The sequence below is a fragment of the Candidatus Zixiibacteriota bacterium genome (assembly GCA_036480375.1).
Classification (GTDB): Bacteria; Zixibacteria; MSB-5A5; order GN15; family JAAZOE01; genus JAZGGI01.
The window spans coordinates 37,885-53,975 of the sequence record JAZGGI010000033.1; the positions used below are offsets into that span (position 1 = coordinate 37,885).

General features: G+C 41.8%; 15 protein-coding genes. 1 reads left to right on the plus strand and 14 read right to left on the minus strand.

Annotated features, from left to right (window positions below; all coding sequences use genetic code 11):
* Nucleotides 1-511: 511 nt before the first annotated feature.
* The 13 genes from V3V99_10320 to V3V99_10380 all read right to left on the minus strand — a co-directional run bounded on the left by V3V99_10320 (nucleotide 512) and on the right by V3V99_10380 (nucleotide 12,071).
* The gene (locus tag V3V99_10320) at nucleotides 512-1,279 is read right to left on the minus strand and encodes an energy transducer TonB (GenBank protein MEE9443046.1); all 768 of its coding nucleotides are present in this window, start codon (nucleotides 1,277-1,279) and stop codon (nucleotides 512-514) included.
* Between the two features lie 10 nt (nucleotides 1,280-1,289).
* Nucleotides 1,290-1,568, minus strand: coding sequence for a hypothetical protein (locus tag V3V99_10325; protein ID MEE9443047.1), 279 nt, complete (start codon nucleotides 1,566-1,568; stop codon nucleotides 1,290-1,292).
* Between the two features lie 79 nt (nucleotides 1,569-1,647).
* Nucleotides 1,648-1,911: a hypothetical protein gene (locus tag V3V99_10330; protein MEE9443048.1), complete on the minus strand. Its 264-nt coding sequence runs from the start codon at nucleotides 1,909-1,911 to the stop codon at nucleotides 1,648-1,650.
* Nucleotides 1,912-2,112: 201 nt separating this feature from the next.
* Entirely contained in the window at nucleotides 2,113-2,838 is a 726-nt protein-coding gene (locus V3V99_10335; GenBank protein ID MEE9443049.1) for an energy transducer TonB, read from the minus strand.
* Between the two features lies 1 nt (nucleotide 2,839).
* The gene (locus V3V99_10340) at nucleotides 2,840-3,460 is read right to left on the minus strand and encodes a biopolymer transporter ExbD (protein ID MEE9443050.1); all 621 of its coding nucleotides are present in this window, start codon (nucleotides 3,458-3,460) and stop codon (nucleotides 2,840-2,842) included.
* 47 nt (nucleotides 3,461-3,507) lie between these two features.
* Nucleotides 3,508-3,978: a biopolymer transporter ExbD gene (locus V3V99_10345; GenBank protein MEE9443051.1), complete on the minus strand. Its 471-nt coding sequence runs from the start codon at nucleotides 3,976-3,978 to the stop codon at nucleotides 3,508-3,510.
* Nucleotides 3,975-4,733 carry a MotA/TolQ/ExbB proton channel family protein gene (locus V3V99_10350; GenBank protein MEE9443052.1) on the minus strand — a complete coding sequence of 253 codons (759 nt, stop codon included), beginning with the start codon at nucleotides 4,731-4,733 and terminating at the stop codon, nucleotides 3,975-3,977. Before V3V99_10350 ends, V3V99_10345 begins: the two co-directional genes overlap by 4 nt.
* Nucleotides 4,734-4,771: 38 nt before the next feature.
* Nucleotides 4,772-5,764 (minus strand): hypothetical protein, encoded by a 993-nt coding sequence (locus V3V99_10355; protein MEE9443053.1) that lies wholly within the window; start codon nucleotides 5,762-5,764, stop codon nucleotides 4,772-4,774.
* Between the two features lie 40 nt (nucleotides 5,765-5,804).
* Nucleotides 5,805-7,637, minus strand: coding sequence for a tetratricopeptide repeat protein (locus tag V3V99_10360; GenBank protein MEE9443054.1), 1,833 nt, complete (start codon nucleotides 7,635-7,637; stop codon nucleotides 5,805-5,807).
* A gap of 22 nt (nucleotides 7,638-7,659) precedes the next feature.
* Nucleotides 7,660-7,926, minus strand: a complete 267-nt coding sequence (locus V3V99_10365; GenBank protein MEE9443055.1) for a hypothetical protein — start codon at nucleotides 7,924-7,926, stop codon at nucleotides 7,660-7,662.
* A 266-nt stretch (nucleotides 7,927-8,192) separates the two neighbouring features.
* Nucleotides 8,193-9,344, minus strand: a complete 1,152-nt coding sequence (locus V3V99_10370; protein MEE9443056.1) for a hypothetical protein — start codon at nucleotides 9,342-9,344, stop codon at nucleotides 8,193-8,195.
* Between the two features lie 320 nt (nucleotides 9,345-9,664).
* Nucleotides 9,665-10,300 carry a choice-of-anchor N protein gene (locus V3V99_10375; GenBank protein ID MEE9443057.1) on the minus strand — a complete coding sequence of 212 codons (636 nt, stop codon included), beginning with the start codon at nucleotides 10,298-10,300 and terminating at the stop codon, nucleotides 9,665-9,667.
* Between the two features lie 448 nt (nucleotides 10,301-10,748).
* The gene (locus V3V99_10380; protein ID MEE9443058.1) at nucleotides 10,749-12,071 is read right to left on the minus strand and encodes an FG-GAP-like repeat-containing protein; all 1,323 of its coding nucleotides are present in this window, start codon (nucleotides 12,069-12,071) and stop codon (nucleotides 10,749-10,751) included.
* Nucleotides 12,072-12,446: 375 nt separating this feature from the next.
* Here V3V99_10380 and V3V99_10385 point away from each other — a divergent pair, with 375 nt between their 5' ends.
* On the plus strand, nucleotides 12,447-14,666 hold the full coding sequence (locus V3V99_10385) for a M1 family aminopeptidase (GenBank protein ID MEE9443059.1): 2,220 nt from the start codon (nucleotides 12,447-12,449) through the stop codon (nucleotides 14,664-14,666).
* Between the two features lie 37 nt (nucleotides 14,667-14,703).
* On the opposite strand, the gene mtaB is transcribed toward V3V99_10385, so the two are convergent.
* Entirely contained in the window at nucleotides 14,704-15,981 is a 1,278-nt protein-coding gene (gene mtaB, locus V3V99_10390) for a tRNA (N(6)-L-threonylcarbamoyladenosine(37)-C(2))-methylthiotransferase MtaB (protein ID MEE9443060.1), read from the minus strand.
* Between the last annotated feature and the right edge of the window lie 110 nt (nucleotides 15,982-16,091).

A 16,091-nucleotide genomic window follows, 5' to 3' on the forward strand; every position in this document is an offset into this window, starting at 1 on the left:
GAGGGTCGCCCGCAGGGCGGGGTGTGTACATTAAGGTAGAATAAGATAAATGACTAACTTCTTGTCAAAAGTTCAGATAAACTACGCGACAGCCAAAAAGGGATGACATCCCCGACAGCTGAAAACAGGCCTTTGCCTGAAAATTGACAAAACGAACCCAATTCGCTGTAACTCATACGGGAACATTTACATATAAGGAATTATCAGAAATGCAATTGTGGATAACTCTTTATTTTTGCATAAAATTGGTCATTGCATGGAGGTCCCGTGAAACACGGGAACGACGTGGCGATCTGCATTTAAAAACCAGAGATTGCCACGTCCGGCAACTGTCGGATTCGCAATGACGGGGTTTTTTCTGATATGTTTATTTTGCGATTATCCAAAAAAAGCGGTGTGGGGGCCGAAAAAAACGGCCCCCAGGTAGCTAATGAGCGCGGGCATCATCCAAAAGAGCTCCCAGCCAATGCTCCCCCGGATGATATTCATGTTTTCCCATATGCGGATAACACTAATGTCCCTGGATATCTTTATTATCGATAATGAATTTTATGACATACGAAATCCAAATCCCGACCGGCTGACCGTTTTGAATCGCCGGAGAAAATACCGATTTGTATGCCGCCTTCAGAGCTTCCTCCTCAAATCCCATCTTCGGCTTGGTACATTTGGCAATCTGAGCTTTGAGGACTTTTCCTTCTTTGCCAACAAATACTTCAACTGTCAGCGTAGCATCAAACCCCGCCTCAAGCGCCAACCGAGGATAGATCGGTTCTTCCTTATGTACAAATTCCGGATTTATCTCAACCGGAACGAATTCTGTTGACTTGGGAATTTGCTCCCCAGACCCAATCGCACCTAATTCGCCAATGCCCGAGTTTGGATCAACCCCGATCCAGGCTTGTGCGTCAATCAATTCCTTTATTTCTTCATTTGTCATTAAACTGCTTTCCATCTTGTCATTGCTCAAATCCGAAATCATCACAGGTCGCCCCGTTAGTTTATCAATTAGATTTTTCATATTCCCTTCCGGCCTTTTTTTCCTGCCGCCCGACACTGGGTCATCCCTCACTATTATGGGGCGTGGTTCTATATGAATATATGAGCCTTCGGAGGTATCATCCTCCGGTATGACTATTGCATCAGGCATCAATAGTAATGCCGTCGTTATTGAAACAATCGCCAGCATCGTCGACATCAATATCCCGATGAGCATGTTTTTCTGGTAGCATTGTTTTAATTCAAATGCTCCGTACGGTACGTTTAAATTCTGTGACATAATTCCCCTCCTATTTAAGTTCAATCATTTGCCCAGCAGCATTCCGCAACTGAGAATTAACTTCGGCCTTTTCATTTTGATATTGAATATTCGGCGCGATCAATGCCGCTCGATACGGCTCCATATAATTTATTAACAGAGCCGTCCCTCCGGCTGATGCGATTATTGCCCCGATGACAATACCAAATAACAGCCCAATAAACCATTGGCGCAATCTTAAAGAATATACAATATTTAGGCAGTTGGATGAGGTTGGGGGATTTGGCGAAGTAACCGAAAAAAGACTCATATCTCCCTCCTGACGAAAAGGGTTTTACAGCACATGCGCTGCTATATTAATCAGTCTTTTTTCTCGTAATCTGTCAGTCTTAGCCTAACGCAGCGGTTGAGGTCAAATCGACTTTGGCCAACGATACTGCCGAACTGCTTTTAATCTCATTCTTAATACTCGAAGCTTCCGGTCTTTGAACGACAATAGTAACCGAAACGATCATGGCAAACACAATCAGCGCCAATATAGCGGCCAAAACAAATTCACGAAACCAATCCTGCCGCCAATAATAATCCATTAATTCTCGATTTGTTAAGGCCCTTTCGATTGATGAGTTGACGTCCGCATTATCAAAGTTCATTTTCCATCCCTTCTTTTCCGCGGCAAATTACCGCGCATAACGCCTGTTTTCTCGGATTAATGAACCAGAATTTCCCGGACAAACCGGGAGACGGAATATTTTGGGCTGCTTAATTTGTGAGGTAAAGACGGTGTCAAACGTCTTTGGCGGGGGGATTATAAGAGAGAGTGTTTTTAATAACACTCCCTCAAATCTTGAATATCAATTATTCAACTTAAAATCGATGCCGTATGAAATCCAACAACCAATCGGAGCTCCGTTTTGAATAGCCGGCCGATATTTACAATCATAGGCGGCCTTTATTGCGGCTTCTTCAAAGCCCATATTAGGTCTTGTACAGTGCTTCGCCTGAGCCTTTTTTACATTCCCATTTTTATCGACGAATGCCTCAACAATAACTTTCGCGGTAAAACCGCCTTCTTGCGCCAGACGCGGATACACCGGAATTTCCTCGTAAATCTGTTCAGGATAGACTTCAACCGCAATGAACTCATCCGGTGATGGCATATAGTCTTCTTCGGGAATGTCAATAAGGAGCTCAGAGCCTTCGCCTTCGTCGCCAAAAACCGGCGCGTTAATCTCCTGCAAATCTTCACGAGAAGCGATAACGATATCCTCGTCGATAACTTCATCATCATCGACAGCCGTCGGAATACCGACTTTGGGAGCGGTGATTTTCGGCTTATCGATATTAATTTGCGGAGGCTTAGCCGCCAATGAAGGAGGAGCGCCCAGCTCCGCGATCGTCTTGATGCGGATAACATTTGTCGGTACCATATCCTCATAAGTAATAACTCGATAAATCCAGACTCCGAAACCGATCAAAACAGTCAGCGCAATGGTCGAAAGGGTGCCAAACATCATATTGCGTTGATAGGTCGATTTTAACTCAAACGCGCCGTAAGGAGTTGCTACTGAATTAGCCATTTTATTCACCTCCCCTTAGAACTTTTTCAACCATCCGCGCATCGCGATTTTCCCAGGGGGCCTGGGCATAGCGGTATGAAAAACGTTTAGATTTAAATTCTTCATATCGATCGTGCCTCGAATCATTGAATTCCCTAATGGTTACATCAAGTTCCTTAGCCGTCGCGGCATTGAAAGACCGCTCAATCAAATCGATTTCATCGAGCACATCTACAAAGGTACTGTACCTTGCGTCTTCATTAATAATAATCAGCGTATTGAGCTTGGCGTTTTCTTTGTTCCTAGCCACCAGCAACGTTCTCAGGGAATCGGCACGCATTGGGGTCGGCAGGTCTCTTCCAATACTCCAGTAGAAATTATTTTCGCCGTCAATTCGGAGAGTAAGCAAATTTGAATCTTTGACTTTAATTTCTGCTCCAGTATCGTCTATGGGAGGTAGATTGATTTCCATCGCCTGCGGCATGGAGAATACGGTCGTAACCATGTAGAATATCAGGAGGAGAAACGCGATATCGACCATCGGCGTCATATCGATGCGAATAGCAAGACGTCGTTTGGGGCGCCTGAGTCCTCCACCTTTTCCTTTTTGCGGTCGGTCACCGCCTACAGCTGCTCCACCCATTTAAATCACCGCCTTTAAAAAACTGTTTTCACATATAATCCCGGACATCATAAATCAGTCTCCAAACTGGTAATAATCTGGAATCGTGGCAGATGCTGTTCCTGAAGCGTATTCATAATTTGCTCCATGGTTCCAAAACTCGATTCCTTATCCGCCTTGATCACCAAAAACGCCCTGGGATTTCTGACACGGGCTCCGTTAATATAATCACCCACATTTCGCGGGGTTGCCTCATCATAAACCCTGACCGGCCGGGAAATCTCTCTGCCGTCAATAGTCACCATCTCCTTAATAATATAATCGACAAAAATCGAATCTTCGGAAGTTACGGTGACATTGATAATGTCTCTATCCGGCAAAGAAACCATTGAATGCGATGACGGCAAATCCACATTTTTCTTCTCCGGGGGCTTAAACTGAGTAGTCGCCATATAAAAAATGAGAAGCAGAAAGGCGATGTCAACCATCGGAGTCATATCGATTAAGATGCTTATCCGCCGTTTCTTTTTTATCTTCATTTATGATGCTCCTTGGCTTTCAACATCTGAAGAATTTCATAACTGGCTTCGTCAGTAGTGTAGTTGAAAGCGTCAACCTTATTAACAAAGAAATTGTAGAAAAAAATACCCAAAATACCCGAAGCTAAACCACCGGCCGTATTAACCAGCGCCTCGGAAATACCGCGGGCCAATGCCTGAGCGTCAATAACACCGCCAGTGGTGTGACCGGTCGCCGCAAAGGCGCGAATCATCCCAATCGTAGTTCCCAGAAGGCCGACCATAGTAGCGACTGAGGCAATCGTAGAAAGAGCGATCAGGTTGCGTTCCAGAAGCGGTCCCTCAAGAGCGTTGGCTTCTTCGATAGCCGACTGAGTCGCCGCTATCTTTTTATCGGTGTCAAACGAGTCATCTTCTTTGATGCGCATATACCGTTCAATCCCGGCACGCAGAACATTGGCCGTTGTACCGCGCTGCTTATCGCAAGCGGCCAGAGCCGATTCATAATCATTGCTCTGCAAATGACCGATTAAATTTTTGAAAAATACCTGAACCGAGCTTTTGCCTTTGGCTACACGCAACGACATGAATCTTTCCACAACAAATGCCAGAAGCATCAGCAAAATCGCTATCAGAACAACAACCAGAGGCCCACCTTCATATAAAGTATGCAAAATCGTTCCACGTTCCGCGCTTGCGAAAATCACGCCCCATAATATCCCGCCTACGACAAACGAGATCAGAGTATTGAGGGTTACAAAAATTGTCTGTTTCACAGCTACAATTCCTCCACCTAATATTTACGTTTCAAATCCTAAATTTCTTTACCTTTAAGGGCCAAGACCAAAAAGGCCCCTAACGCGACAAACATACCGCCGGTGGTCAGTCCTATAAAAGACATAAGCGAGTAAGAATCTCCCACCTGAGTCACCATCACCGACGAGTCAAAACCATACCGAGCCCCGATAAACGACAGAACCAGCATTCCCAGCCAGATAAGCACCGGAATCCAGTTAAACTTCAAAGTTTTCTTTAGATGAAGAGCAAACGCGTCGGCATCTTTCATTTTGACTCCAAACAACAAATATAAATTATAAGCGCCCATTCCGAGACAAGACAATAAAAAGAGAATCATTAAAATTCCAGTCAGGATCAGAATAAATCCGCTTGAAAAAACATAAGAACCGTAAGTCCCAATCGATATCAAGGCACCGATACCGCTTATTGAATACCGATCATAAGTCACCTCTGTAATAGTCGTCATATTGGGGGGAATAACATCTTCTTCTGTCCCGGCCGCCATAAGACTGTCAGCCATCGTGGAATCAGCGTCAGCCAGAGCCTCTTCAATCGGTTGTTGTTCGGCAACAACCGTTTCCGGATCTTCCGTAACGGCGGCATCATCCTGAGTATCATCAGCAATAACGGTCGAATCCTTCATATCTTCCGTAGCCGTTGTATCGGCAACAGCTTCTGTCGCAAAGACCTGTGGGACAAGACGATGCGTCACAATCTCAAAATGCCCCGAAAACCACGGCAGAAATATCGCCAAAATCATAATTACCGAAACCGCCGCCAGAAACATCTTTTCAACATTCGACACCCTGACTTCAAGTAAGGTGCAACGATCCCGAACTTCGCCCTGGCTCTGTCCGAATTTGGCCATTACTTTTTCAATAAGCGATTTGCGTTCTTCGTCCGATTTGAACAGGTTGCCGGCTTTTCCTGGAAACACGTCAAATCCGATATACTTAAACCGCTCATTGGAACTATCATACGGTTGTTTTTTCTTTTCACCGTCAGTCATAAAATCTCCCGTAAATCAACTCCTACAACTCAACTCAATATCAAAATTCAAACTCGGTATCCGATTTGCCTTTTTTGGCATCCGCGTTTCCCGGCTCGCATTTCAAAACTCTATTATACCAGTCAAAGGCGTTCTTAAAAAAAGGACGCGATTCTTCTTTTTTATCCTTTTCAAGCAAATCGGCGGCATATAGATGATAGCCCTGGGCGATATAAAGCATGACATTGGCATTGCCGCAATTGTCCATGCCCTTATCCTTGAAACAATTTAAAGCCCGCTTAAAATACCCGATGGCTTTCAAATAATCAGTGTAGCAGTCGGTGCCGAAGTAAGAGAAACCAAGAGTAATCAAAGCGTCGCAACTGGTCGTATCTTTGGCATACAGTTTTTCAGTCCACAAAATACCGTTATCGCAGTCGGCTAACTGGCGTATATAAGTATCTGAAAGCAACAAATAGGCGCGCGTTTTAGTAGAATCGAGCTCAACCACTCTATGCAAATAATTCACCGATTTTTCCCAATCTTCGAGCTGCAATGTACAATATGAGGCATTAAGATAAATATTGGCGTCATCCGGACCGATATCAATGCGACGGTCATAATACGTCAGGGCGTCGGCGTATTCCTTAATCTGATGAAATGAAATCGCCGCCAAAACCGCGTAACGCGAATTCTCAGGCCTGAGCTCACTGGCGGTAACATAATATTTGGCCGCGTTGGCATGATCATCCAGATCCTTATAGGCATCCGCAATTCTACGATTCAAATCGGCATCCGGTTCCCATTCGGTATCCTGTTCTTTCATCCACTCGATATGGTTGTTTAAATAATCTATCCCCGCCTGATACTCTTCAAGGATAATTTTCGAACGACCCAGATAGAGATAGATATTACTGGGGACATCACCAATGGAAAGAACATAACTGAAGGCAGAATCAGCATTTGCATAAAAGCCTCGATTAAAATAAGCGCGACCCATATTAAAAAATACTTCACCCCCCGTACTGTCATTCGATAATTCAATAAATTTGCCGTATGACCAAATGGCCTCATCAAATCGCTGCTTTTTCGTTTCCTGATCTCGCGCCGAGAGTCCCGCCATAGTATATAGTTTACCCGCTTCCTTCCAGGCATAAGCGTAGGTCGTATCCCGGCTGAGTACAACACTCAGTTGATCCAACGCCTCACTATACTGATTCTGAACCATGTAGGCGCGAGCTAATCGGAAATATACATCAAGATTGGTCGTATCCATTTCAATGACTTGATTGTACTCATTGATAGCCAAAGGATATATTTTGGAGAAATAGTTGGCGTCGCCAAGATTTACATGAAACTCGGCCTGATCCGGACCAATCTGGATAGCTCTGCGGAATTCAACATCGGCCCTGGTATATTCTTCCCGTTCCATATAAACCAGACCCAGTCCATTATGGAACCACGACTTCTCATCTTTGGCTTTATCAATACCTTTTTTAAAATCCTTTTCAGCATCATCAATTTTACCCAGTTGCAGCAAGACTCGGCCCTTCAAATACAGAGCTTCATATAGTTTTGATTTTTTATCCAGAGTAATTTCAAATTGATCGAGGGCATCCTCATAATTTCCCTGGGCAAAGAAAATCTTACCCTTTAAAAAGTAATTATAGGCATAGGAAGGATCTGTTTTGATAATACCATCAAGTAATATCTGCGCTTGTGTCGTATCATGATTGTTTAATGCCTCGGTTACCCGAGGATCGATTTCCTCGGCAAAAATAGTCGAAGAAAACACCCCCGCCATAATCATTAAAATGCAAATCCATCGTGATGCTTTAAAAGAAGCCATTGTTCGCTCAAACCCTTTCAGTTCAAAAGAAACCAAGAATTCCATAATACAAAAAACGCCTATTATGTCAAGTGATTTTTGAGGAGCCATCGTCTCGTTCTAACTCCTCAACCAACTCATGTAAACCCTCGTTTTCCTTTTCCCGAATTTGCTTAAAGGCCACTATTGACTGTCCTATACGGGCCACAAAATAGAAGCTCACAAATATACCGATTACCCAACGAAATGTTTCCCCCATGGTACCGGGGTAATAAATCGCGATAGCCATACCGCCTATAAACATGACTAATGCCGAAAACATGTTTACAACAATTTGTAAGCCGCTAGTCGCCATATTATTTATACCATCATTAATACAATTATGTACAACAATTCTTCCGGGCAAAAGTCTGAATTATATGGAACTTGACGAATCAAAACCCGTGCCGTCAAATAAATTTTATCAAAAATTATATATTGTTGTGAAGCATCGAGTTATAATTTCCATTCCGGGTTACAAAATACCTGTTTCGGTGGATTCATCGTCAGATTATCCGACTATTACAATTAACAGGCAAGCCATTGTATTGCAACATCCTACAGGTCGCAAAATCTGCGGCTTTATTCCAGCCATTCGGCATTACATACGACTTTCTTCTCGAAGTCTATCTTAATCTTTATCTTACCACGATACCACTCAAATTTACCTTCCGCATTAACAGCCGGATACCAGGTAAATCTGGACATTATTTTTGAAATGTTTGCTTTTAGTTTGTCTGATACTCGTGAAGCGGTAAACCTTGTTTTTCCATCCTGATCAATGTAAACCTGTCCTGCGGCGCTGCCAAAAGCGTTTTTGGTCAGGCTGCTTGAACCTCGATATCCCAACGGAAAGTTTCTCGGAATTGGATAGATATATATATCATCAGGATTTAATCTCATCGTCATAAACCACTCTTGAGCATGAGTTAAATTTCCTGAACTGTCGGCCGATTCCGTTGGCGAATAGGGATAGACAATGTTATCAAAAAATCTGAAAATTAAAAGAAAATCAGACGCAATCGCCGTATCGTTAATTGAAGCCGGAGAAAACTCTGAATTAATTAAAGCCGTCAATACCGAATGAGTACTCTTATCCATACCGGAAATTGGAAATGATACGTCAATCAATTCTCCCGTTTCATCAATTTGAACGCGAGCCACAACCGTTTCATATTTGCCGCTCTTGCTTGATGGATTAACGCGAAATTTCATCGGAGGGACATATTTTACTTCCGGCAAAACGACATTGTTTAATTTTAAAAACTCATACATCAAATCTCTATCGATTTTATATCCCGAATCGGTTTTATTTTCCTGGGGAGCAATTGGCAATCTGAGATCAATTGAACCGTTTACAAAAAATTCTTTACCGTATATCACTTCAACAGGAACACTAATTCGTCCGCCCAGTCTTCTTCCCTCAGTATACTGAAATCGTATTTTTTTGAGTTTCTTCTTCACCGGTTCTATCCAGACCGCAGAATCCGGTGGGAAATCTATTTCCTTGACCTTACCCTTTTCATCGGTACTGAGAATGACATGGATTTTAGACGACGATAATCGTCGTCGATATTTTTTAAAATCCAGTTGAATTTGCGGATTTTCTTTTGGATATGGGAGCGATATTCCCAGATAGTTTTGGGGCGAACCTATATCGGAAGCACAACCGATATTCGCCGCTAAACCGCAACCGATAAAAAAAGTGACTAAAAGAAACCAATTTCTAATCATCGTATAAAGTTATACTGATAAAAGATTATAGTAAACAAAAAATTTCGGGATTGACTTGAGAAAAATGGGAAAAAGCTCCCATTTTCCGGCAGGCCGCTGAGCTGGTGGCCGTCATATATATAAAATATTATAAAAATGCCTGTTATTTATTTTCCAAATTACACATTGTCCGAATTGTCTGACGACATACAAATAAGGAGATTTTCGACCAAAAAAAAGTGCTGACGTCTTTGTCAACACCCTGAGGCGCGCCTAAAGGCGAGCCCAATCTATCATAACCTTTGTATACTTACCCCTGGGGCATTGTTACATACCCGGTACTACTTTTTGAAGCGACGGTAAATTCCGGCGCCGGCAATCCCCAAGCCGAAAAGAGTCAAGGTTCCCGGTTCGGGGATGGTTTTCTGACCATCATGCGAAAACGGTGCAAAAGTAAATTTGCCATCGATTTCACGATAAAAACCGTGAGCATCAAAGTGAACATTTTCGTACGAAGTTGAAATATTCAATATGAAAATTCTACCCATATCTGTGCCGTCTTCGCCCGGCTGCATATCCATGACAACATGAGGAGCGTCATTAACCAAAGCCGCTAATTCCAACTCAAAATAATTGGCGGGAAATGTCCCATGAGGAGGATAGCCGCTGGCATTATCTCCAAATTCCGGAGGTGTTCCATAAGTGAAGTCGTTATAATCAATGCCGTTAATAGAAATCGCACCATCGGTTGGAGTTTCATCAGGTCCTAAGGACGTTACCAGCGTCAAATTGTATATTGGCTTGGTATCACCGCTCGAGGTTATTACCTGTAGTTCAAAATCCGAGCTGTAAGTTATCCAGGTCTGAGTAGAGGCGTCCCAGTCAGCACCCGGGATATACACCTGGACGGCCGGTACGGCAAAAACCGCAGGAGTCATAAAGAAAATTGAAGCCAGAAAAATAAGGAGTTTTTTCATCAACTAAGCCCTTACTAAGTTAAATTCAAGTTTATTACAAGCAATCCGTATGCCGGGTTTGATTAAAATATCCTCATATTGAAAAAAACCTAATTTGTTGATTATTAAATGGTTAAGAAGACAATTAGGAGTAACAAACAAATTGTTAAAGGGATTATCGCTACATAATGCAACAGATTGATCCCTTTATTAAATTTGTGTCAGGAATCTGGACAGTTCATTATAGATTATTTATGGTTGGATATGATTAATCTTATGAAAACTGACGCCGCCCCAAAATCATAACCTTTTATTTATCAACAATATATGCGGTTAATTAAAAGCGATTATTCATTAATCTTCATTGTCTTTGGCGATTATTGGAAAATCTCAAGATTGGTTGTAAAGCAACTGGACAATTTTGGCTTTACTCGCCCGTATTTGGTTAACTTTCGGAAAATATCTTCACTTAATTACATCCTGCGCAGGGCCAGGTACCGTTCTTGAATACATGATTTATAAGAAATATTGCGTCTCCGATATTGGTTTCGTCGTCACAATTTACGTTTCCGGCTTCCCAATTAAACGGCTCGGGACCGCCTCGGAATATATAACTTATCAGGTAAACAGGATCACCGATATTCACTTTTTTATCGTCATTGGCGTCACCGCACATAAAAGATTGATTCAAATAAATCGAGACGCTATTTGAATAAGAAATAGTCGCCGCTATATCAATTTTATCGTCCTCATTGAAATCCGCGGCGCAAACCGCTTGCGTTGATCCCATAGCATAAAAGCTGATATTTTCGGAAAAATCTCCCTCATCATTATATAATACCGTTATTCTTCCGTTATGGTTTTTCATAAAATTGGCTACTATCAAATCATCATCGCCGTCATTATCGACATCACCTGAAACAATAGAACGGGGGGAGTATCCTGAGAAATAGCTGGCGTATTCGCCAAATGTCCCATCACCGTTTCCCGGAATTATGAAGATATTATCCGATTCGTCATTGGCCACTGCAATATCAATATTTCCATCACTATTAAAATCGCCGGAACAAGCCGATTTTGAACCCGGATCGCAACGATATTCTAAAACAGGATAATAATATGATCCATCTCCTTTATTCAGATAATGAATAAATCTGCCGGGGATATTCATAGATACATAATTTACCACCCCTATATCAATATCATTATCGTTGTCATAGTCAGAAAGATCCAGACCATATGCGCGCAACCCAACTCCCAAATCACCTGTTTGGGTAAAGGTTGAGTCACCGTTATTCATAAATATCTGTCCCCGCCCGCGCAAAGTTGTTATGACCAGGTCGATATCACCGTCATTATCAAGATATTCGCCTTTGACTACCAGGTTGCCTTGTTCAGTTTCATAAATGGAAGGTTCTCCAAAAACGCCATCGCCCTGATTGAATAATATAGAAAAATTAAATGGTTGGAGATTGGCAGAAATTATATCGCTGAAGCCATCACCATTCATATCGGCTGCACATAATGACCATACTTTGCCGCCGGCAGGATAATGAGTAATATCATAGAAATTTCCGTCGCCTGAACCCAGTAAAACCGTAACCGATGTCGAGGAATAATTGCCAACAATAATATCCTGATGGCCATCATTGTTAAGATCACTGCAGGTGATAGAAGCCGGTTTTATCTGTGTGGGCAGGCTATTTCTTTCATAGAAAAACGCATCGGCAGCAAAAACACTTGCGCTTGCGAAAATTATTAGTATGGCCGGTAAAATAAGCGAGTACTTCATCGTTTGCCCCTTAGATCTATATAAAAAATATAAACGAGAATATCACATGATGCGAATAAGACTGTATTATAATATAAAGCAAAACGCCTTGAATACAAGCGGTTTTTCATACTCGAAATGGGTTCGTTTCCTCAGATCAATAAATCGCTGTTCAATTTTGTAGGCTTAAACTCAATATTTCTTTCCCTCCACCAACGCCTGTGGGCAAGCTTACTTTCAGGTAAATGAGTTCTTCATGGATAATTTCCATTTGTATAAATACTTAAGTCATGTATATTAAAGATATTCGGTTTGTTGTTGGCAATAGCAAACTCGCCATATATTATAAAGATAGACAATTGGGGCTAGTGGAAATGCAAAACCGTGGAGGTTACTATGAAGCCCATTTATCTTACTCTCATATTCATCATAAGCCTAAATAGTCTGATCCTTGGCCAGGAAAATATAGTCAGCGAACCAGCAATTGAGAAGATCCAACAATTTTCATTTGAAGATGAAGACATATCAATATTTAGCGGTGCATTTGACTCAGATAATGATACTGGCGTGCGTGAATTGGCCGATTACTCAGACTACGACATAACTTACTATCGACTTGATTTGAGAGTGGATGAAGTGAATGAAATTATTTACGGCGCAGTTGGAATTCAGGGAAAGTCATTAGTAAGCTCGCTAAACGAAATTAATTTGGATTTTTCCCTTAATATGATCATTGATTCGATTTATTTTGAATCGGGAGACCTTTCATTTGACTATGATCTGGGACAGCTTGTTGTCACTCTGGAGCGCGATTATAATATCGACGAAGAGTTTTACTTTACAATTGTGTATCATGGAACTCCCCTCCAACACGAGTCTAATGGATTCATATTTTCTGAGAGGAATGGTTCTCCCTTGATAATGACAAACTCAAAGGCAGATTATGCCCGAGAATGGTGGCCCTGTAAAGATATTCCCAGCGATAAGGCTGATTCTGTTGATATCATTGTTACTGTTGATACTTCATTAGTCGTTTCCTCGAATGGTTTGCAGGAAGCAGATATTGATAATGGTGATGGTAGTCACACAGTTTTTTGGAAAGAACGCTATCCTATTGCAACCTATCTGGTGAATATCGCTGCCCATCCTTATACAGTCTGGTATGATGAATATAATTATGGCGATGGCCAAACTTTGACGCTCCAATATTTCGTTTTCCCCGACCAATATGAGATTTCTCAGGAATATTACGGGCAGATACCGGAACTACTAGATTTTCTCAGTAATTATTTTGGCGAATACCCATTTATTAATGAGAAGTATGGATGCACTCAAGTCATATTAAATGAAAGCGTGGAATGCCAAACAAATGTATTTGCATGTATAGATGAAGACAGTTATGCGGATACATCCTTAATCCATGAATTAGCCCATCAATGGTGGGGTAATATGGTATCCTGTGACAATTGGCGCCATGCCTGGCTAAGCGAAGGTTTCGCTACCTATTGCGAACTTTTACTTATTGAACACAAATATGGCTATAGTAGAAGTCAAGCAGTGCTCCTTTCATGGGATTGGAGTGTAAATGGAACTGGTAAGATATATACAGCCGCACGGGGTCCTGCAATTTTCAAGATTGAAATTTATCAAAAGGCCGCCTGGGTTTTCCGTATGCTTCACCATCTTTTCGACGATGAAACCTTCTTTGAAGCCCTGAGTAATTATCGAGAACAATATCAATATAAATCAGCAACAACACAAGATTTTCAGGAAATATTTGAGACCACATCCAATCAGGAACTTGATTTTTTCTTTAGCCGCTATATTTATACCGAGGGGCAGCCTTTGTACTATACCAGCTATATGTTTGAAGAAGGAGTCAAAAACACATATAATATTTATTATAATATATGGCAAAATATGCACCGTTGGGTTTTCCCGTACTATCTGTATTCAATGTTTTTAGACTTGCACATTGTCTATGAATCTGGACTTCGTGACACCGTGACTGTCTTTAATGACAGAATGGATCAGAATTATATAATTAAAGTTAAGGAACCTGTACAGCTGGTTATTTTTGATCCGGACAATTTTGTATATAAATTTGGCCAACCTCCACCATCCTATGGCGTTAAGATATTGACTGAAGCACTTCCGGTGGGTTTTATCGGTGAATCTTATACTTTTAAAATTCTTGCAAAAAGTCAAAACGGTTCTTATAGAATGGAAATTATTGACGGTACCTTGCCGGCTGGATTAACATTTGACGGTTCAACGGGATATATAACGGGGACACCTGTTCAAAGCGGTGATTTTGAACTAATCGTACTGGCAGAGGATATTCAGCAAATCATGTATAATGATTTTGAGAATTTCACATTAACAATAATTGACCCAAATCCTTATTCGCCCGGCGACGCCAACAATGATGAATCGGTAAATATCGGCGATGCGGTATTTTTGATTAACATTGTATTTAAGGGCGGCCCGGCGCCTCAAATACCCAATGCCGCTGACGCCAATGCCGATTGCTCTGTTAATGTTGGAGATGCTGTTTATATAGTGAATCATGTTTTCAGGGACGGCCCTGGACCTCAACCGGGATGTGTAGAGTGAGGACATTAGTATATTGTGCGTGTTCCTGAATTGGTGATTAAATAAGAATATTATTGGCTACAATTGATGGAAGAAATCTCAAAATTTTTTTCCCTCCGCCTATGCCTTTTGGCAGGCGAACTTTTAAATAATTATCGCTGACGGCGTTATAATATCCTTCTTTGTTTTTTGAATGCTCGGAGATGACATATACCTCAACGCCGATATGCTTTTCCAATTGTCGATTACGATTTTTATCACATATTTCGCGGGCAATGCGGTTTCTTTCTTTTATCACAGGTGGACTTATCTTTTCGGGCATATCCGAAGCCGGCGTGCCCGGACGATCAGAATATGAAAAGATATGACCGTAATCGATATATCCGGATTTGAGAATATCAAGCGAATATTCAAAATCATCGTCCGTCTCGCCTGGAAAACCGACAATTAAATCGCATCCTATGGTAACCGCTTCATTCGCCTTTTTTACTCTTTCAGTGATTCTCAAATACGCGTCTCGATTATATGGCCGATTCATGAGTTTCAATATTCTATCTGACCCGGATTGGAGCGGCAAATGCAGATGCCGACAAACACGGGAGTTATTCGCCACCAGATCCATTAATTCATCATCCAATTCATTAGGCTCAAGAGACGACAGGCGCAGCCTCGGCAGGCTGGTCTCTTTGAGAATTTTATTGACCAGACCGGCAAGATTCAGGTTGTTAAATTTGTATTTGCCTATATGAACAGCCGTCAGAACTACTTCATGGTATCCCCTGTATACCAACTCTTTGGTTTCATTTATTATCTTGCCCGATGAAAATGACACTAACTCTCCTCGCACTCGCGGCACGATGCAATAGCTGCAATTCTGATTACATCCGGTGCCGATTTGAACCATGGGACGGTTAGGCGGAGAAATATTTTGATCTGTTAAATCCATTTTACTCAGGCATGAAGCGGAGTCCGAATCCCCGTCTTGAAACAACGCTGGATATTTTCCCCTGAGTAAATTGGGCAATTCTATCTTCTGCCGATTATCAACCACAAGATCAACGCCGTTCATCTCAGATAACATATCTTTCTCGGCGACGACGTAACATCCGGCGACAACCATAACAGCATCAGGATTTAGACGATAGGCGCGATTGATTAGATTACGGCAATCAGAATCGGCCCGTCCGGTAACGGTGCAGGTATTTAGTATATACAGGTCGGCCTTTTGGCTATAGGGTACTCTGCGCAAGCCGTATTCGCTAAGTTTCGCGGCGATTTGTTCGGTTTCATATTGATTGAGTCGACAGCCGACCGTTGTCAATGCCATTTTTTTCATGACTTATTATACGTTTATTGACGAAGATGCCAAGTCTATTTTTATGTATTCAGGCGAAAAAAAGCCCGGAAAATATCCGGGCTTTAATTTACGCATGGTTAAGCCGAAAA

Bases quoted from the DNA above. Each gene is read 5' to 3' on its own strand.
- V3V99_10325 (MEE9443047.1), bottom strand. From the start codon at position 1,568: ATGAGTCTTTTTTCGGTTACTTCGCCAAATCCCCCAACCTCATCCAAC.
- mtaB (MEE9443060.1), bottom strand. From the start codon at position 15,981: ATGAAAAAAATGGCATTGACAACGGTCGGCTGTCGACTCAATCAATAT.
- V3V99_10355 (MEE9443053.1), bottom strand. From the start codon at position 5,764: ATGACTGACGGTGAAAAGAAAAAACAACCGTATGATAGTTCCAATGAG.
- V3V99_10365 (MEE9443055.1), bottom strand. From the start codon at position 7,926: ATGGCGACTAGCGGCTTACAAATTGTTGTAAACATGTTTTCGGCATTA.
- V3V99_10330 (MEE9443048.1), bottom strand. From the start codon at position 1,911: ATGAACTTTGATAATGCGGACGTCAACTCATCAATCGAAAGGGCCTTA.
- V3V99_10380 (MEE9443058.1), bottom strand. From the start codon at position 12,071: ATGAAGTACTCGCTTATTTTACCGGCCATACTAATAATTTTCGCAAGC.
- V3V99_10360 (MEE9443054.1), bottom strand. From the start codon at position 7,637: ATGGAATTCTTGGTTTCTTTTGAACTGAAAGGGTTTGAGCGAACAATG.
- V3V99_10335 (MEE9443049.1), bottom strand. From the start codon at position 2,838: ATGGCTAATTCAGTAGCAACTCCTTACGGCGCGTTTGAGTTAAAATCG.
- V3V99_10320 (MEE9443046.1), bottom strand. From the start codon at position 1,279: ATGTCACAGAATTTAAACGTACCGTACGGAGCATTTGAATTAAAACAA.
- V3V99_10370 (MEE9443056.1), bottom strand. From the start codon at position 9,344: ATGATTAGAAATTGGTTTCTTTTAGTCACTTTTTTTATCGGTTGCGGT.
- V3V99_10375 (MEE9443057.1), bottom strand. From the start codon at position 10,300: ATGAAAAAACTCCTTATTTTTCTGGCTTCAATTTTCTTTATGACTCCT.
- V3V99_10385 (MEE9443059.1), top strand. From the start codon at position 12,447: ATGAAGCCCATTTATCTTACTCTCATATTCATCATAAGCCTAAATAGT.
- V3V99_10340 (MEE9443050.1), bottom strand. From the start codon at position 3,460: ATGGGTGGAGCAGCTGTAGGCGGTGACCGACCGCAAAAAGGAAAAGGT.
- V3V99_10345 (MEE9443051.1), bottom strand. From the start codon at position 3,978: ATGAAGATAAAAAAGAAACGGCGGATAAGCATCTTAATCGATATGACT.